Origin of the sequence: Methylobacterium thuringiense, assembly GCF_022179645.1 — a bacterium.
GTDB classification, from domain to species: domain Bacteria; phylum Pseudomonadota; class Alphaproteobacteria; order Rhizobiales; family Beijerinckiaceae; genus Methylobacterium; species Methylobacterium thuringiense.
The window spans coordinates 193,002-211,268 of sequence record NZ_BPRA01000005.1 but is presented as its reverse complement, the minus strand read 5'-3'; the positions used below and the strand labels follow the sequence as shown (position 1 = coordinate 211,268).

Here is an 18,267-nt window from a genome sequence, read left to right as displayed (position 1 = left end):
GCGGGCACAAACCGCCACGGACAGCGATGCCAGGATGCGAAAAGGGCTTCCGGCAACATCGGGGAGCGGCATCCGGCCGGCGCAGTGATTCGCGCTTCCCGTTCAGATCCCATCTCCGAAGAATTGGTCCATGCTCTGGGCCGGCTCCTGGTTGCGGGCCAACTTCGAGACCACCCGCGCCGGCACCCCCGCCACGGTGGTGTGAGCGGGGACGTCGTGCAGCACCACCGCAGCGGCGGCGACCTTGGCACCCTCTCCGACGCGAATGTTGCCGAGCACCTTGGCGCCGACGCTGAGCAGCACGCCGCGCTCGATCTTGGGGTGGCGGTCGCCGCTCTCCTTGCCGTTGCCGCCGAGCGTCACCGACTGCAGGATCGAGACGTCGTCCGCGACCACCGCAGTCTCGCCGATGACGACGCCCGTGGCATGGTCGATGAACACGCCCGAGCCGATCCGCGCGGCCGGATGGATGTCGGCCCCGAAGATTTCGGAGATGCGGCTCTGTACGTGAAGCGCCAGCGTCGCCCGGCCCTGATGCCACAGCCAATGCGCCACGCGGTATGCCTCGAGCGCCGCGAGTCCCTTGTAGAACAGGAACGGATCGAGATAGCGCCGACAGGTCGGATCGCGCTCGCGGATGGCGACGAGGTCGCGCACAGCATGAGCGCTCGCATGTGGGTCGGCCTCGAAGGCCGACAGGCAGAGGTCACGCATGGCGAGCCGCGACAGGTCGCCGTCGCCGAGCCGGTGTGCGAGGCGATAGGCGAAAGCCTGCGCGATGCTGCGTTGATCGAGCACCGTTGCCTGGATGATGCCGGCATAGAGCGGCTCTTCGATCAGGGCCGCCTCGGCCTCGGCCCGCAGCTCGTGCCAGACCGCGTCCACGGTCGACGAACGGCTCGTCGCCCGCAGCGGTGCCTGCGGCAGCGGCGACCGCCCGCTGAGAACGGCACCGAGGCTCATGCCGCGATCCTCGCGTGCGCCATAGGTCTCAATTTGTCTGCTTCTCGAAGAGGTCCGGCAGGTAGCGCTGCAGGGTCTCGTGGCCGTCGAACTGCACGTCGACGGTGATCCGGCCCTCCGAGGTGCCCTTCGCCTCACCATGCGTCTCGACTACGCGGCCGGTGGCGTGCCGCCAGATCCCGAGGGCCTCGGCCACGTCGAGGCGCGCGAAGACCACCTGGTCTCCGGGAGCCATGACGCCGTTTCCGACGCCCGATTCCGCCTTTTGCCGGCGCGAGTCGGCCACCGGCCGATCTGGGCGATCGGCGCTTGAAGTGGCGGAAGGGTAGCTTTCCTCCGAACTGTCCAAATGGGAGAAACTTTGCGTCGCGGAAACCCTGTCCAACAGCATGATTCTTCCGTTAAGTCATTGTTCTGATTAGACAATTGGCGATCGCTGCCGCTTTTGCAAGCCTTGTTTCGCATCGGCTGCCGCGATACGCGGACACAGTCGGCGGAGGCGCTCGCCGGCGGGAGGCCGCGCATGAAACTCACCCCTGTCCATGAGAAGCTCTCGGTCGCGGGACAGCCGGACGCTGCGGAGATCGCTGCGCTCGGGTCCGGCGGCACGGTGCTCCTCATCAACAACCGCCCGGACGACGAGGAGCCGGGTCAGCCGGGCACGGAGGCCGAGCAGGCGGCGGCCGAAGCCGCCGGCCTCGCCTATCTCCACCTGCCCGTCACCGGGCCGGGCCTCAGCCGCTCCGACGTCGACCGGTTTCGTGAGGCGGTGCTCGCCGCTCCAGGCCCCGTCGTCGCGCATTGCCGGAGCGGCACGCGCTCCCTGACGCTCTGGGCGATCGGCGAGGTGCTCGCTGGGAACCTCTCCCGCGCCGAACTACTCGATTACGGCTCGGAACACGGCTTCGACCTGACCGGCGCGGCGCGCTGGCTCGATGCGAACGGGGATCCGACGTGAGCGAGTATCTCGCCTCGCTCGCCGGTGGCGCGCTGATCGGCCTGTCGGTGGCTCTGATGCTCCTGCTCAACGGCCGCATCGCCGGGGTCAGCGGCCTCGTCGCCGGCCTCGGCACCGACCGGGGCGAGCGCAGGTTCGTGGATGCCGCCTTCGTCGCGGGTCTCGTGCTCGGGCCGCCGGCCTTCGCATGGCTCGCTGGAGCCTGGCCGGCGATGACGATCGTCGCCTCGCTACCGGTGCTCGCCATTGCGGGCTTGCTCGTCGGCTTCGGCACGTGGCTCGGCTCGGGCTGCACCAGCGGCCACGGCGTCGCCGGGCTGGCGCGGTTTTCCCCGCGATCGTTCGTGGCCGTGCTGACGTTCCTTTCGGCCGGAATGCTCACCGTGGTCCTCACGCGGGCCAGCGCCGCGTGGTGGTCGTGATGAGCTCCCTGATGCGCATCCTGACGGCCCTGGTGCTGGGCCTGATCTTCGGGCTGGGCCTGTCGCTGTCGGGCATGCTCGACCCGGCCCGGGTCCGTGGGTTCCTCGACATCACCGGGGCCTGGGACCCGAGCCTGATGTTCGTCCTCGGCGGTGCCGTGACCGTCTCCGCTCTCGGCTATCAGCTCGTGCGCCGGCTCGCGAGGCCGACCTTCGCGCCGGAATTCGAGATTCCGACGAACCGCCGGATCGACGGGAAGCTGATCGGGGGATCGGCGCTGTTCGGGATCGGCTGGGGCCTGTCGGGCTTCTGCCCCGGCCCGGCCGTGGCCGCGCTCTCGACAGGCGTTCTGCCGGTGGCGGTCTTCGTCGCGGCCATGCTGATCGGCATGACGGCCCACCGGCTGGTCGGGCGACGGAGTCCCGCCGTGCCGGCGCTCGGTTCGAGATTCTGATCCCTCGATCCACCGTCTCCGGCTGAACTGATCGGGCTGCGCGCATTTCCTCGCCCCGCTTGCGGAGAGAGAGGGCACGCGCACCACCGGTCCGCTTAGCCGGAAGCGGTATCAGGAGTTCGGCCGGTTCAGTGCCTCAACACCAACGGGGCCCCGACGGGAACGCGTGGGATCGGCGGCGCCGCGGCGAAGACGGCGCCGATGCCGAGCCAGCTGCCCTGTACCGCCTGCCTGAGTGCGGGCAGGTCGCTGCCGTCGATCATCGCCAGCGGGAAGGTGTCGAGGCCGAGCGAGGCGTAGACGTTGGCCCGCGCATTCTGCACGGCGGCATGGGCCAGGTCGTACTTCACCTCGGCGATCAGCGTGTTCATCTCCTCGCGGATCAGCGTCTGCTCGCTCGCCGACTCGGCGGCGGCCGAGGCGCGCAGCTGCTCGACGATCCGGCGCTGGACCCGGCGGAACTCGGCGGCGGTCTGGAACTCCTTCATCGACAGGATGTGGCGGATGCGGCTGACATGGACCTGCGTCAGCACCGCCATCGTCACCGCGAGCGCGCGCTTGTCGAGGAGCGCGTCCTGCGTGTCGATCAGCCCCTGGCGCGCGGGATAACGGAACACGTTCAGCAGGTTCCAGCTGGCGCGGGCGCCCCAGCCGACCCAGTTCGAGTTGTAGAGCAGGCGGTTCGAATCCGCATTGCCGCCGACGATGAGGTTCATGCCGGGCAGGAGTTCGAGCAGGGCGGCGCTCGCCTCGCGGCCGTTGATGCGCTGGCGGTAGGCCACCTCGCGCAGCTCCGAGCGGTTCTCGAGAGCGACCTTCACGAGATCGGAATCGGGCACACCGATCTTCAGACCGGCCTCGACGCCCTCCATCTCGGCGAGCCGGAACGGCAGGTCGGGCGGCAGGTTCATGAGGGCGGCGAGCTGGCTGCGGGCGACGAGCAGGTCGGCCTCGACCCGCTGGACCTCGCGCTTGATCTCGATCAGCTCGCGCTCGTAGGTCAGCGCGGTGATGGGCGAGGTCTGGCGATCCTTGTAGAGCTTTCGCGCGTCGCCGATCGCCGCCTGGGCGCGGCCTTCGAGCCTGTGCAGGCGGTTGACCAGGCGCTCGCTCGTCAAGGCGCGCCAGTACGCGGTACGAACGTCCTCGATGATCCGGCTGACCACGCGGCGGCGGCATTCCTCGGCGATGAGGACCGCGTCGCCGGCCTGTCGGGCGCGGATATAGGACAGGCCGAAATCGAGGATGTTCCAGCTCAAGGACAGGTCGCTGAAGACGTAGTTCTTGTCCTGGCTGTACGACGGCTCCAGCGACTGGCGCTGCGTCAGCACCGAGATGGAGGAACTCGCGGCATAGCTGTCGCGGCCGGCATAGGCGCTGTTGGCGACGAAGTTCGGCAGCATCGAGTAGCTGGCGAAGCTCAGCTCCTGCGCACGCACCGCCGTCTGCATGATCTCGACGCGCTGATCGAGATTGTATTTCAGGGCACGGGCGAAGGCCTCGTAGAGATCGATCTGGGGGCCGGGCAGCGGCTGGTCGGCGGTGACGCGGCGCAGCTTGTCCGCAGCGTAGGCGCCGAGCTCGGCCGGTCCCAACGGCTGCGGCTTCAGGGTGCAGCCCGCCATCGTCGTGGCGAGTGCCGTCACCCCAAGCAGAGCCGCGGCGATACGGCGTATCCGCCGACCGCCAGCGTGCCGATACTCCACCATGGTCCCCGATACCCCCTCAGCTCGGGCGCACTCGGGAAGCCCCGGGGACACGCTCTCGCGACCCCTCGTTGTTTCGATTGTTAAGGTAAACGAAGCGTCAAACTGGGCCTCCGGAAAACCTCTCGCCTTTCAAAGACCTCGTGTGAGCGCCTTTTCGATCAACGCAAGGTCGAACGCACCGCGCTCACCCAGGGAAGCAAGTTGCATCGTGAAGAGGGGAGCCTCGGGGCGGCGAGCGGGCTCCGAGTCGCGAGCGCCGTGAGGCTTCAAATCTGCAGCAGGCCGCTCGGGTGGCAAGGCGCGGATTTCGCCGGTTTCGGCATCGACGCTGAGGGGCCGGCGCACGATGCGTCCGTCCTCCAGCTCGATCTCCAACTCGAGCCTGACGAGACCCGTGCCGGCCGGGGGACGTCCCCAGAAGCCGCCCCTGCCATCGCTCTCGATCCAGTCCGGACGCGGTCCATCGTCGATCCCGAACAGCCGGACCGCCGCAACGGCCGTGAAGCCTGGCGCATCGTTGCGCAGGTTGATCGCGAGGGTGTCCGGACGCCGGATCGCCTCGACCATGAGATCGTTCGTCTGGAAGCCGAGCGCATCCGCTGTCAGCGATACGCCGAGCGAGCGCCCGAGATAGGGTCGGGGCGAGAACCAGGGCGTCTCGCCGATCGGAACGCGCTCGAACCGCTCCCACGAGAGACGGGCGATCCGGTCGCTCTCGTCGAGCGTCACCGAACGATCGACGAGGATCGCCGTACCGTGAAGGGAGGCGACTCCGTTGACCGCCGCCACCACGGCTCCGTCCGCGAGAATGACGTCGCCGACGGAGCCGAGTGCGTCGATCTCGGTCACGGCCGGCAGGATGATCCCGTTGGCGGCGATGGCCGACGCCGAAGGCAGCACCGGCGGCGCGGCCGGGGCGTCAGGGAATGGCTGTAGGGGCGACAGGATCGGAACCAGTGCGGATGGCGGCACCTGCACCGGATTCGGCGTGATCGCGATCTCGACCGTGACGACCGTACGTCCGCCGTTGCCGTCGCCGACCTCGACGACGAAGCTGTCCGCGCCACTGAAGGCGGCATAGGGCCTGTAGGCATACGAGCCGTCGGCGGCGAGGCTGACGGTGCCGTTGACCGGTCGACCGGTCAGGCGAAAACTCATGGTGTCGCCGTCGCGGTCGGCTGCGGTGATCCGTCCCGTGCCGACGGTGTTGGCCGGAAGCGTGAGCGGATCGGCCGTAGCCGTGGGCACGTCGTTCACCGAGTCCACGGTCAGGTGAACGGTGGCCGTCGCGCGTCCACCGTCGGAATCGATAAGCGCATAGGTGAAGGCGTCGGCACCGTGGAAGTCGGCGTCCGGCGTGTAGGTGAAGGTGCCGTCGGGCCTGAGGTCGAGGCGGCCATGGACGGGGCCGCCCACCGGCACCGGATCGACGCGAAGCGCGTCGCCATCGGGATCGCGGTCGTTGCCGAGCACGTTGCCGGTGAGGATGCCGTCCTCGGCGAGCGTGGCCTCGTCGTCGGCTGCGATAGGGGCGAGGTTCGCCACCGTGATCGTGAACCGCGTCGTGGCGGAAGCCCCGCCGCTGTCCGTGCCGGTCAGCACGATCGTATAGGCCCCGCCCGGGACACGGCCGGAGGCGTCGGAGGCGATGGTGCCCGCGATCAGCCCCGTGGCCGGATCGACGCTGAGGCCCGGCGGCAGGCCGGTCGCCGTGAAGGTCAGCCGATCGCCCGCATCGACGTCGCGGAAGGCGCTGCCGGCCGGGATCGCGACCGTGTCGGCGTCGTTCGCCGCGCGGTCGGCGAGGGCGGGCGAGGCCGGATCGACGGTCGGGGCGTCGTTGACCGGCGTGACGGTGACCGTGGCGGAGGCCGTGGCGAAGCCGCCATTGCCGTCGGTGATCGTGTAGACGATGCGGTCGGTGCCGTTGAAGTCGCGGTCGGGCGTGTAGCGCAGGCTGCCGTCCGGGTTGAGGATCACGGTGCCGTGGCCGGCCGCCATCGAGCCCGGCACCACGGTGAGCGGGTCGCCGTCCGGATCGATGTCGTTCGCGGTGACGTCGATGTCGACGGGCGTGTCTTCGGCCGTCGCGATGGCGTCGTCGGCGGCCGCGGGAGCGGGATTGGTCACGGTCCAGGCAAAGCTGCGGGTGACCGCGAGGCCGCCCGGATCGGTGGCGGTGAGGGTCACGACGTAGGTCGCACGGCCGCTCGGACCGGAAGCCGCACGGTCGATCGTGCCGGTGATTTCGCCGATGGCCGGATCGATGCTCAGGCCCGGCGGCAGCCCGGTCACCGAATAGGCGAGCCGGTCGCCGTCCGGGTCGGTGATGAGGTGTCCGAGCGGCACCCGTAAGGTCTCGCCGTCGGCGACATTGCGGCCGGGCAGGGGCTCGGGCGCGACGGGGCGGTCGTTCACGGGCGTGACGGTCACCGTGAGGATGCCGGTGGCGCGCCCGCCCTGCGCATCCATGATTGTGTAGACGATCGTGTCGGTCCCGGAGAATCCAGGATCCGGCGTGTAGGCGAGAAGCCCCGTCAGCGGATCGACCGTGACGCTGCCATGGGCCGCGCCCGTCGCGCCGGGTTCGTCGACGAGACGGATCGGGTCGCCGTCGGCATCGCCATCGTTGGCGGTGACCGCGACGAGGACCATCGTTCCCTGGCGGGTGCTGGCCGCGTCCGGCGCGGCAAGCGGCGCGGTGTTGCTCACCGTCCAGGTGAAGTCGCGCACGACGCTGGCGCCCGACGCATCGGTCGCTCTGACCGTGACGGCGTAGCGGGAGGCCGCCGAGGCGTCGCTCGGCAGCGTACCGGTGATCAGCCCCGTCGCCGGGTCGATGCTCAGGCCGGGGGGCAGGCCGGTGGCGGCGAAGCGCAAGCTGTCGCCGGTCGGAGCCTGGACCACCGACGGATCGGTGTCGGCATCGCGGAATCGGCTCGAGATGTCGTAGCGGACGGGGTCACCATCCCGGCCGAACTGGTCGGGCAGGGGGCCGGCGTCCGGCGCGTCTTCGGCCGGGCCGACCGCGACGGTGACCGAGGCGGTGCTGAAGCCGCCGTTCCCGTCCGCGATCGAATAGGTGATCGTATCGGTGCCGTTGAAGTCCGGGTCCGGGCTGTAGGCGAGCTTGCCGTCCACGACCGTCACCCGCCCATGGCCGGCGCTCGGAGCGGCATCGCCCGCGCCGACGATCACGAGCGGGTCGCCGTCGGGATCGCGGTCGTTGGCGAGCACGTCGATCGTGACCGGCGTGTCCTCGACCGTGGTCACCCGATCCTCCGCGGCCTGTGGGAGCGGATTCGTGACGCGTATGGTGAAGCTGCGCTCCGCGGTCGTGCCCTGGGGGTCGGTCGCGATAACGGTGATCCGGTAGTCGGCGAGTCCGGTGGTGCCGGAGGCCGCACGGTCGACAGTGCCGGCGACGGCGCCCGTGGACGAATCAATGCTCAGGCCCGGCGGCAGGCCGGTCGCGCCGAACCGGAGGCCCCGGCCCTCGGGATCAGCGAAGAGGCTGCCGAGCGGCAGCGAAACGGTCTGTCCGTCGGCGAAGGCACGATCGCCCGGTGCGAGCGCAGCAGGCGGGACGTTGCGCCCCGTCACGGTGACCGAGACGCTCGCCTCGGCCGTACCGCCGTCGCCGTCCGCGAGCGTGTAGGTGATCCGCGTGGTGCGGGTTTCGCCCGGGGCGAGGTCGGCGAAATCGCTACCCGGATCGAAGCGGTAGCTGCCGTCGGCAAGCACGGTGAAGCGGCCGCCGGCCGAGCCGGCGACGGGTTGTCCGACATCGGCGGCCGCACCGTTCACGGCAGCGACCGTGAGCGGGTCGCCGTCCGGATCGCTGTCGGCACCGTTGCCGTTGTCGGCGAGGACCGAGCCGGTGCCCTGGGTCGCGGCATCGACGACGGCGCCGTCGTTCCGCGCGATCGGCGCCGGGTTGATCACGCGCCAGGTGAAGGTGCGGTTCGTGACGCCGCCGTTGCCGTCGTCTGCACTCACCGTGACGGTGTAGTCGCCGCCCAAGCCGCCGAGCGAGGCCGACCGGTCGATCGTGCCACTGACGACGCCGGTCACCGGATCGATCGCGAGACCGGGCGGCAGGCCGACGACCGTGAAGCGTAGCGTGTCGCCCTCGACATCGGAGAAGTAGCGGCCGAGATCGGCGCCGGCGACGGTGTCACCTTCGAGCGAGCCGATTGCCGGAAGGATGCCCGCCCGCGGCGCGTCGTTCACCGCGGCGATCGTCAGGGCGATCGCGTCGGTATCGATCTGCGCGCCACCCGAGCCCGTATTGCCGTCGTCGTTAGTCAAAACGGTAAGCGTGTCGGCGCCGTTGTAGTCCGCCGCCGGCCGGTAGGTGGTGCCGTCGAGGGCGGCGTTGATCGCGTCGACGGTGCCCGTCAACGTGACCAAGCCGGTGCCGTCGTCGACCACCGTGACCCCGGTGCTCGAGCCGAGGGTCAAGGCGCCGTGCAGGACGGTCAGCGTCGTGGTGATTGGACGGCCTTGGGCGTCCGCATCGGAGACGCTGATGCGGTTGCCGTTCGCCGTGGAGAAAACGAGCGGCGTGTCCTCGGCGAGGCGCTGGTCGGCCGGCATGTCGTTGACGGGGGCATCGTTCACGGCCGTGAAGGCGATGGTGGTGGTGGCGACGTTGGAGTCGAGCCTGCCGTCGTTGACGCTCACGTCGATGCTGCGAGCGACGGTCGCGGGATCGCGCTCGGCCGAGGAGAACCGGATCTGCCGAAGAGCGGTCTGGTAGTCGGTCTTACTGGCGCCGCCGCTCAGCGTCAGCGTGTAGGTCGCGGCGTCGAAGTTCGCGGTGATGCCCGCGGGCAGCGTGCCCTCGACGGAGAGCGTGTCGCCGGTCTGGCCGTTGGTGACGATCGCCTTGGCGGACGCCATGCCGGCATCGTCGACATCGATCACCGACACGTCGGCATCGACGATCGCCACGCCGGGGGCGCGCTCGGTGTAGCGCGTCGCATAGCCGGTTCCGGCGACCACCAAACCGAGATCGAGGACAGGCGCATCGTTCACCGCGCGGACCGTGACGGTGATGGTGGCCGTCTCGGTCGTACCGCCCGATGTCACCGTATAGGTGAAGCTGTCGGTGCCGTTGAAATCTGCTTCCGGGGTGTAGGTCATCGTGCCGTCGGGCTGGAAGACCACCCGGCCGCGGGCGCCCTGCGTCACCGAGGTCACGGCCCGCGCGGCATCCTCGAAGGTGTCGGCCGAGGCGCCGTTCGCGCCGGTGATGGCATTGAACGTGATGGCGGTGTCTTCGTCCGTCGCGACGGAATCCAGCACGATGTCGGCGACGGGCGCGATGGTGACGGCGATGGAGCTGGAGGCCGTCGCGCCCTCGGGATCTTGCGTCGTCAGCACGATCTGCGCGGGGCCGTTCACGTCGGCATTCGGCGTGAACGACAAGCCTTCGAGGGCGGCATTAATGTCGGCGATTGCGCCGGAGAATCGCATCGCTCCGTCGCGGGCACCGTCGCCCTGCAGGAAGGTCAGGCCGTTCGTCCGCGACAAGGTCAGCAGGCCCTGCGCCGAACTCAGCGTGACGGTGAGGCTGCCGCCATCCGGATCGACGACGCTGATACCGTTGCCAGCGCCGGCGGAGAAGATCAGCGGCGTATCCTCGTTCACCGTCTGTGTCGCGGCAGGGACCGAGTTCACCGGCGGGTCCGCGACCGGACGCACCGTCAGGGCGAGCATGTCGGTATCGCTTTTTGCACCGCCCACGCCGGTGTTGCCCCGGTCGTCCGTGGTGATGGTCAGGGTATCGGGACCGTTGTAGTCGGCCGTTCCGCGATAGGCGGTGCCGTCCAGAGCAGCGTTGATGTCGGTGATCGTACCCGTGAGCGTAAGAGTGCCGGTTCCACTGCCCGTGACTGTGACGTTGGCCGTGCCGCCGACGGTCAGGGTGCCGTGCAGGACACTCAACGTCGTCGTCAGGCTGCCGTTGCCCGCATCGATGTCCGAGACGGCGATGCGGTTGCCATTGCCCGTCGAGAAGACGAGGTCGGCGTCCTCGTCCACGGTTTGGGCGGAAGGGAGGCCGTTGACCGGCGCGTCGTTCACCGGACGAACGGTGACGGTCACGGTGCCGATCTCGGTCGTACCACCGGAGGTCACGGTGTAGGTGAAGCGGTCGTTGCCGGCGAAGTTCGCCGTCGGCGTGTAGGTCATCGTGCCGTCCGGCTGGAAGCTGACGCTTCCATGCGCGCCCTGCGTCACCGCGGTGACCGATCGGGTGGGATCCGCGAAGGTGTCGGCAGAGGCGCCGTTCGTGCCGGTGAGGGCGTTGAAGGTGAGGCCGGTATCCTCGTCGGTGGCCACGGTATCCGCCACGATGTCGGGGACAGCCGCGATGGCGACGTGGATGTTGCTCGCGACCTCGAAGGATTGCTGGATCTTGATGCCGTCGACGAAGTTGCCGACGCTCTGCGACTGGCCGGCCGCGCTGATCGAGCGGAACTCGAACCGCAGCGTGTTGCCGCTGGCGTTCTGGGCGAGGTCTTCGTGATACGCACCCCAGGCGGTCTTGCCGTCCGCGTAGGACTTGTCGAGCAGTACAGTGTCGTCGGCCGTGCCGAGGGTGTTGTCGGCTCCCAGATCGGTCACCACGACCTTCATGGTGTCGATGCCCTCGCGGCCGCGATGGGCGAAATCCAGCGAGATCTTCGATCCGGCGGCAGCGGCGAAGGTCTGGAAGAGGGCCGCGACCTGATTGGCGTTGATCTCGGCGAACTGATTGCCTTCATAGGCCGTCACGCCTTGAAAGCCGGATTTCCAGAGCTCCATCTCGCGGTCGGTTGCGTCTGTTTTCCAGCCGGGTACCGTCGAATCGGGAATGATCTGGAAAGTCTCCCCGGCGATAACCGGGGTCTCGAAGCCGCCATTGGTGAAATTGTCGGCTGTCCGGGTCGGTCCACGCATGACGAGCGCGATATCGGCCGAGCCGTTGTAGTCGGCGGACGGGTCGAACTTGAGCCCTTCGAGCGCCGCGTTGATGTCGGCTTGCGAGCCCGAGAACGTCATGGCCGCGTCGCCGGTGCCGTCGCCCGCCGTGAAGGTCAGGCCGGTCAGCTGTGACAGCGTCAGCCGGCCCTGCGTGGTCGACAGCGTCACCGTCAAGCCGCTGCCGTCGACATCGGTGACCGAGACCGCGTTGCCGTTGGTGGACGAGAACACCAGCGTCGTGTCCTCCGTCGCCGACTGGGTGCCGACCGGCGCCGTGTGCCGCGGAGGATCGGCGACCGGAACGACCGTCAGGGCGATCGTATCGGTGTCGCTCTTGGCGCCGCCTGTGCCGGTATTGCCCTTGTCGTCCGTGGTGATCGTCAGCGTATCCGCGCCGTTGTAGTTGGCCATCCCGCGATAGGTAGTGCCCTCCAAGGCCGCGTTGATGTCGGCGACTGTGCCGGTGAGCGTGAGCGTGCTGGTCCCGGTCCCCGACACCACGACGTTGGCCGCACTTCCGACGGTGAGAATGCCGTGGACGACGCTCAACGTCGTGGTCAGACTGCCGCCGTCGGCATCCGCGTCCGACACCGTGATCCGATTGGCGTTGGCCGCCGAGAACACGAGGTCCGTGTCCTCGTTCACGCTCTGGCCGGCCGGCACGCCATTGACGGGCGCGTCGTTCACCGCAGTCACGATCACCGTCGTCGTGGCAGCGACGGAAGCGACTGTGCCGTCGTTCACGGTAACTGCGATGCTGCGGCTCGCGGAGGTCGGGTCGTCGCTGTCCGACAGGAACCGGATCTGCTGGAGCGCCGTCTGATAGTCCGCCTTCGTCGCGCTGCCGGTCAGGGCCAACGTGTAGGTCGCGGTGTCGAAGGTCCAGCCGATGTTCGACGGCAGGCTGCCGGCAACGCTCAGCCAGTCGCCGGGACGCCCATTCGTGATCACCGCCCTGGCCGATGCCATGTTGGTGCTGTCGACGTCCGTGACCGAAACGTCCGTGTCGACGATGGCGACGCCCGTGCCGTTCTCCGTATAGCTCGCGGTATGGCCCGTGCCCGGTCCGGAGGCATCGAGATCGAGCACGGGCGCATCGTCGACGGCGACGACCGAGACGGTCGTGGTCGCGGACGTGCCCTGAATGGTGTTGCTCGTCACGTTTGTCTTGACGACCCGATCGATCGTGCTCGGATCGCCGCTGGTGTTCTCGAAGCTGATCGCCCGAAGGGCGGCCTGGTAGGTGGCGGGATCGGCGTCACCCGACAGCGTCACCGTGATCGTGCCCGAACCCGTGGACGGCGTGGCGGTGATCCCGTTCGGCAGCGCGCCGACGTTCAGCCGATCGCCCGCCTGCGCGTTCGTTAGGGTGACCGTTGCGCTCGAAACCATGGGGGCGGTGTTCGTGACGAGCGGATCGGTGTCGACGATCGCGACGGCATTTCCCTTCTCCGTAAAGGTCGTCCTGTAGTCGGTGCCGGTGGCACCGCTCGAATCGTCGGCGTCGAGGTCGACCTTGGGGATCGTGTAGGTGATGGGGCTGGTGATTTTCAGGCCGTCGTCGCCGTCGTTCAGGAAGGCGGCCTGACCGGTGACGCCATTGGGGGCGAGGTCGTAGGTGACCTTCCACGAGGACACGTTCGACCAGTCGAAGCGCACTATGGAAACGGAGTCCGGCGGTGAGGCCTGCTCATCCTGCGTACCCGAGACGCGGACGCGATCGTCGCTCGTGTCGATGACGAGGTCCGTGGTCGCTGCGATGGTGTAGGAGGTCAGGCCGAACTGCGAGGGCGTCACCGTCTCCCGCGTGTAGGGCTGGCCGCCGACACCATCGATGTCACCGATCTGGAAGTCGACATCGGTCGTCACCGGTGTCGTTCCATCGGACGCGCGGACGAGATCCCAGCGGATGCTGATGGAGCCCGCCTGATTGTTCGCCGGATTGCCGTTGTTCTGCGTCCGGACCAGGATGGTGGCATCGCCGCCGGCCGCGGACGTCGAGAACGACACGGCGTCGTCGGCCTGCCCGATGGCGACGACGGTCGCCCGCAGGCTGACCGCGATACCGTCGGCAGTGCCGGCATTCGCCCAGAACGCCGTCGCGCCGATCACGGCGTTGTTCACGTCGAAGCTGCCGCCGTTCAAGGCGATGGTGCCTCCGCTTCCATCCTTCACCGTCGGATCACCAGTCACGTGGATCAGGGCCGGCGCCAGCAGATGGTGCCAGGCGGCCTGCGCGGTGGCATCGACGATCACGCCGGTCTCGATGGCGCCGTCTTGGACTTCGAGGTTCCAGTCGCCGCCGCGCGCGGTATCGCCGGTGGCGTCGTTCGAGGCGGCGACGTCGGCGCCGGTGGCCTGGGCCAGGAGCGCAGCGGCACGGGCTCCGGTCTCGCCCGCGGCGAAGTCGCAGCCGTAGATCAGGAGGTCGCCCGTGGTGCTGAGCGCCCGGCCGATGATCGCGAGGTCGGCGGCGTAGCGCCCCTGGATCGACGCGGCCGTCAGGTCGCCCGTGCCGAGGCGCAGGTCGCCGGCCGTGCCGTGTGAGAGGATGTGAATCGCGTCGATGCCGCTGCGCCCTTTCAGGGCGCTGGCGAGCTGGTCGAAGCCGTCCCTGGCGGAGTCGATCAGGACGACCTCGGCTGCGGCCGGTACGCCGGCGAGCAGGGTCGCCAGATCGGCCACGCCCTTGTCGATCACCACGATCTCGTAGCGGCCGTTGGCGGAGGCGGTCTCTTGGACAGGCGCCGCTGCGGCGGGGGCAGTCGTTTGTCTGTCGGCGGGTTCGGCATGGGAGGTGTCGACTTGGTCGCCATGCGATTGCGTGGCGGCATCCGACTGAGCCTGGGCGGCGGCCGGCGCGGCGGCACCATCGAAGACGAAGCGCGGCTCGAGCGCACGGATCGCCGGGGGCGGCATCGTCGTGTGCCGAGCCTGCGCATCCGATCCGTTTCGCAACCTGCTGCGGAAGCGTTCGAACATCGATCTCAGCCCATCGTCCGTCGGGAACACGCCGGGCATTCCTGTCGGGCGAGGCTAGGCCGGCATGGTTAAGGAAGGATGGGTCGGGCGGCCGGTCGCGCGGCGATCAGAACCCGCTCTCGCGCACGAGAACGGCGACGACGCGGCGAAGCGCATGGGCAGCGATGCTCTCGCGATGGCCCGAGACGGCGACGACGCCGCGCACCACGGCGGGCGTGCCGGACAGGCGAAGCTCGTCGTCGGGCCGGTTGAGCACGACGGCGTAGTGCGCCTCGACCGGCACCGGCCCGACACCCTTCTCCTCGCGCACGGCCACCGGCCCGCCGAGATGCGAGGCGAGCGCGGGAATCTCGACGGTGGCGACCGCCGCATTCGAGACGGCGCTGACGGCGACCGGGATCGAGCCGGTCGTGAGATCGTCGGGCACGAAGAGGCCGGTGGCGCCGGCATAGAGCCGCGCCATGGCGTCCTCCGGCACGAGACCGCGCACCTGCCGACGTCCGTTCGAGACCAGTGTGCCGAGCTCCTCGCCCTTGCCGACCCAGCGGCCGGGCTGCAGGTCGGGCTCGATCTCGGCGACGATGCCGTCGAAGGGCGCGCGGATGACGAGTTCGTCGTGGCGCCGCTGCAGGCCCTGCAGGGCCTCGCGGCGCGCGCCCTGCTCGCCGTCGAGGACGAGGCCGCCGGCCCGGTCCTGCGCGTCGGCGGGGCGGCGGTCCTGCTTGGACTCGACGAGGGCGAGACGGATTCGTGCGGTGGTGAGTTCGTGGTCGAGGCGGGGCGAACTCAGCCGCATCAGGATCTGCCCGGCGCTGACCGCTGCGCCCGGCTCGACCTCGACGGACTCGACCCGCGCCGGCGCCACGGCGGTGAGGCGCTCGGTGCGCTCGGGTTCGGCGATGGCGGGAATCTCGACGCGGCCCGACAGCGGCAGGAACAGCAGCACCAGCAGGCCGGCGAGCGCCGCCCCGGTGAGGCGGGCCCGCCCGCCCGGCGCGATCCGCCCACGGTTCTGCCACCAGAACAGCGTCTCGCGAAAGATCGGGCGAACCACGAAAACGCCGATCTCGACGGCGAAGAGCAGCAGGCCCAGGATCTTGAAGGCCATGGTGTAGACCATCACGGCGATGCCGGTGAACAGCACCAGCCGGTAGATCCAGACCGCGACGCCGTAGGCGATCAAAGCCGTGCGCCGACGCGGGCTCCAGGCCTCGGGGCAGGGGTCGCCCAGCACGAACAGCGTCTCGCGCAGGGCCCAGGTCGTCAGGGCGAAGGCGCGGGGCTGCAGGTTCGACACCCCGAACAGATCGGCGGCGATGTAGTAGCCGTCGAAGCGCATCAGCGGGCTGAGGTTGATCGCGACGCTCATCACCCAGCTTGTGGTGGCCAGGAAGAAGGCGATGGAGCGCGGCGTGCCCTCCGGCAGGAACGACCAGGCGAGCGTCGCGATGGCCGCTACGGCGAGTTCCACGGCGACTCCGGCTGCGTCGATGGCGACGCGCTTGCGGCGGTCGTGCACCCGCCAAGCGTCGGTGGTGTCGGTGTAGAGCACCGGCATCAGCACCATGAATGCCACGCCCATGCTCGGCACGCGGCAGCCGTGATGGGTTGCGACATAGGCGTGGCCGAGTTCGTGCAGCAGCTTTACCGCCACCAGCGCCAGCATGTAGCCGGCGATGCCTTCGGGCGTGAGGAACTGCAGGAAGGTCGCGCAGAACGCGTCCCATTGCTGCGCGGCGAGGTAGAGGCCGAGGAGCCCGGCAATCGCGATGGCGATCAGGCTGCGGCGGTCGGCCAGCCGGCGCGCCAGCGGCAGGGTGCGGTCCAAAAACGCCTGCGGCCGCACGAGGGGAATGCGGATGAACAGGTAGTTGTGCAGCAGCCACGCGCCGAGCCCGTGCTTGCGCGCCGCCACCTGACGGGCCAGCCCCTGCCAGCCGCCGCGATGGGCGACGAGGCCGCTGGTCTCGCAAAAGCCCCGGAAACTCGCGACTTCGGCCTGCGTGACCGCGCGCCCGAGGGTGCTGCCGGCGGCCTCGGCGAGTTCGGCCAGCGTGATGCCCTCTCGCCATGCCTTGAGAAGGGCGAGGCCGGTCGCGTCGATCTCGAAATAGCGGTGCGCCAGCGGATCATAGAGTAGCCAGGGCGCCGGCCCGCCGCCGCCGGGCACGCCGCCGCGCTCGATCCGGAGGTCTTCGCGGAGCGCAGTAAGCGGAGGCTCGCCGGGGGCAGGGCTTGGGGCGCCGCTCACAGCCCGATCTTCTGCCGAAGGAACGTCAGCGGCTTGCGCAGCAGGTAGAAGCCGAAGGGCACGGTCGCACCGTAGAGCTGCGCCGTGCCATGCGCCCCGAGCCGCGGCGCAGCTGCCGACGGGTCGAGCCGGGCGGTGACGCGGTGGGCGAGCACGCCGGCATCGGTCAGGCGAGAGACGGGCGTGACCCGCTCGACGCGGGCTTCGCGGGCGCTGAGCGGATCGGTATCGAGGAAGAGGCGGACGCGCGCGTCGGGAGCGAGGGCGATCGCATCCGACACCGGCAGGTCGATGCGGACTTCCACCGTCTTCGGGTCGGCGATCTCGAGGATGCGCTGGCCGGCGCCGACGGGCTTGCCGTACCATTCCTTGCGGTCGGCATAGACCGCGACTCCGGCGCGCTCGGCGCGCACCTGGGTCTTGGCGAAGGTGTCGCGGGCGAAATCGCGCTCGGCGGCCTTCAGGGCGAGTTCCGCCCGGGCCTGGCCGACGTCCCGCCGGGCGCGCTCGTCGCTGTAGGCGCCCTGCGTGACCTGCCGCAGCCGGGCATCGGCGACCTGGACCTCGCGCTCGGCGACCGAGAGCGCGTTGCGCTGGGCGGTGTCGACGTAGCGCAGCACGACGTCGCCGACCGCGACGGCTGCGTTCGGCGCCACCGCGATCTCCTCGACGATGCCCTCGATCGGCGCGGCGACGACGAAGGGCTTTTCGGCCGTGACGGTGGCCGGCGCCAGCACGGTCATCGAGACGGGCAGGCACAAAACCAGCAGGGCGACGCCCGCCACTGCGAGCGCGGGCTTGCGCAGATCGCCGGACAAGCGCGGCAGCAGAGGAGGGCGCAGCGCCAGCATTGCATGGGCGCCGGTCTCGGCGAGGCGTGCGGCGAGTGCCGTATCGGCTGCGTCGAAGGCAAGCTCGCGCGCGAACAGCAGACCGCCGATCACCGCGCCGGCGCGGTCGCGCAGCGGCATCCAGAGACCGTGGCCGAAGGGATAGTTTTTCGCTTCTTCTCCGTCCTGGGCCGCGAGGTCGAGAGATCGAGGCGCACTGCGCTCGGACTCGGGAATCGCGGCGACGGCCGCCTCGACGAAGGCGATCAGCGGCGCGTTGCGCTCGACCTGCACCGTGCCGGAGACGCGCTCGACGATCAGGCCGCCGATGCGGTCCTTCTTCAACAGAAAGCCCTGGCGGGCGCGGACGAGCTTGACGCTCTCGTTGACGATGGCGAGGCTCAGCGCGTCGCGGTCCGGCGCCTGCCGGAAGGCCGCCTCGATGCCCAGCAGCTGGCGCAGGCCGGCGCCTGCATCGTCGACGGGCACCGGCATCGGCATTCGCACCGACGTCTCCCCGGTCGGGTCGACGAGGAGGCGGCGACGCGGAGGGTCGGTTTTCAGTTGTCCTGCGGGCATTACGACAACCGCCCTCGCGTTTCGTCACGGCCCTGCGGATGGGCTTGCAATCCCCTGCGGTCATTCCGGGGCTCGCCGGAGGCGAGAACCCGGAACCCAATCGACACGCTGTGCCCAGTCGTGGGTTCCGGGTTCCGCTGCGCGGC

Annotated in this window: 9 protein-coding genes; 3 read left to right on the top strand and 6 right to left on the bottom strand. The window is 69.5% G+C overall.

What is annotated here, in order from left to right:
* Positions 1–102: 102 nt before the first annotated feature.
* Positions 103–963 carry a serine O-acetyltransferase gene (gene cysE, locus MFF07_RS06460; protein WP_147813081.1) on the bottom strand — a complete coding sequence of 287 codons (861 nt, stop codon included), beginning with the start codon at positions 961–963 and terminating at the stop codon, positions 103–105.
* 28 nt (positions 964–991) lie between these two features.
* Positions 992–1,198 carry a hypothetical protein gene (locus tag MFF07_RS06455; protein WP_147813083.1) on the bottom strand — a complete coding sequence of 69 codons (207 nt, stop codon included), beginning with the start codon at positions 1,196–1,198 and terminating at the stop codon, positions 992–994.
* A 288-nt stretch (positions 1,199–1,486) separates the two neighbouring features.
* Here MFF07_RS06455 and MFF07_RS06450 point away from each other — a divergent pair, with 288 nt between their 5' ends.
* From MFF07_RS06450 to MFF07_RS06440, 3 genes are read left to right on the top strand one after another with little or no spacing between them, the layout of a single operon-like run.
* A complete protein-coding gene (locus MFF07_RS06450; RefSeq protein ID WP_147813085.1) occupies positions 1,487–1,921 on the top strand; it encodes a protein tyrosine phosphatase family protein in 435 nt (144 codons plus the stop codon).
* A complete protein-coding gene (locus MFF07_RS06445) occupies positions 1,918–2,343 on the top strand; it encodes a YeeE/YedE family protein (protein WP_147813087.1) in 426 nt (141 codons plus the stop codon). The genes MFF07_RS06450 and MFF07_RS06445 overlap by 4 nt, the downstream gene beginning before the upstream one ends.
* Positions 2,343–2,798 carry a YeeE/YedE family protein gene (locus MFF07_RS06440; protein ID WP_147813089.1) on the top strand — a complete coding sequence of 152 codons (456 nt, stop codon included), beginning with the start codon at positions 2,343–2,345 and terminating at the stop codon, positions 2,796–2,798. Before MFF07_RS06445 ends, MFF07_RS06440 begins: the two co-directional genes overlap by 1 nt.
* A 128-nt stretch (positions 2,799–2,926) precedes the next feature.
* On the opposite strand, the gene MFF07_RS06435 is transcribed toward MFF07_RS06440, so the two are convergent.
* The 4 genes from MFF07_RS06435 to MFF07_RS06420 all read right to left on the bottom strand — a co-directional run bounded on the left by MFF07_RS06435 (position 2,927) and on the right by MFF07_RS06420 (position 18,037).
* On the bottom strand, positions 2,927–4,444 hold the full coding sequence (locus MFF07_RS06435; protein WP_147813091.1) for a TolC family protein: 1,518 nt from the start codon (positions 4,442–4,444) through the stop codon (positions 2,927–2,929).
* A gap of 192 nt (positions 4,445–4,636) precedes the next feature.
* On the bottom strand, positions 4,637–14,398 hold the full coding sequence (locus MFF07_RS06430; protein WP_187272370.1) for a cadherin-like domain-containing protein: 9,762 nt from the start codon (positions 14,396–14,398) through the stop codon (positions 4,637–4,639).
* Between the two features lie 169 nt (positions 14,399–14,567).
* Positions 14,568–16,712, bottom strand: a complete 2,145-nt coding sequence (locus MFF07_RS06425) for a site-2 protease family protein (RefSeq protein WP_238231134.1) — start codon at positions 16,710–16,712, stop codon at positions 14,568–14,570.
* Positions 16,709–18,037: an efflux RND transporter periplasmic adaptor subunit gene (locus MFF07_RS06420; protein WP_238231132.1), complete on the bottom strand. Its 1,329-nt coding sequence runs from the start codon at positions 18,035–18,037 to the stop codon at positions 16,709–16,711. The genes MFF07_RS06425 and MFF07_RS06420 overlap by 4 nt, the downstream gene beginning before the upstream one ends.
* Between the last annotated feature and the right edge of the window lie 230 nt (positions 18,038–18,267).

What these genes read in the sequence shown, in the direction of transcription:
- MFF07_RS06430 (WP_187272370.1), bottom strand. Translation starts at nt 14,398, where the DNA reads ATGCCGCCCCCGGCGATCCGTGCGCTCGAGCCGCGCTTCGTCTTCGAT.
- MFF07_RS06450 (WP_147813085.1), top strand. Translation starts at nt 1,487, where the DNA reads ATGAAACTCACCCCTGTCCATGAGAAGCTCTCGGTCGCGGGACAGCCG.
- MFF07_RS06420 (WP_238231132.1), bottom strand. Translation starts at nt 18,037, where the DNA reads ATGCCGGTGCCCGTCGACGATGCAGGCGCCGGCCTGCGCCAGCTGCTG.
- MFF07_RS06440 (WP_147813089.1), top strand. Translation starts at nt 2,343, where the DNA reads ATGAGCTCCCTGATGCGCATCCTGACGGCCCTGGTGCTGGGCCTGATC.
- MFF07_RS06455 (WP_147813083.1), bottom strand. Translation starts at nt 1,198, where the DNA reads ATGGCTCCCGGAGACCAGGTGGTCTTCGCGCGCCTCGACGTGGCCGAG.
- cysE (WP_147813081.1), bottom strand. Translation starts at nt 963, where the DNA reads ATGAGCCTCGGTGCCGTTCTCAGCGGGCGGTCGCCGCTGCCGCAGGCA.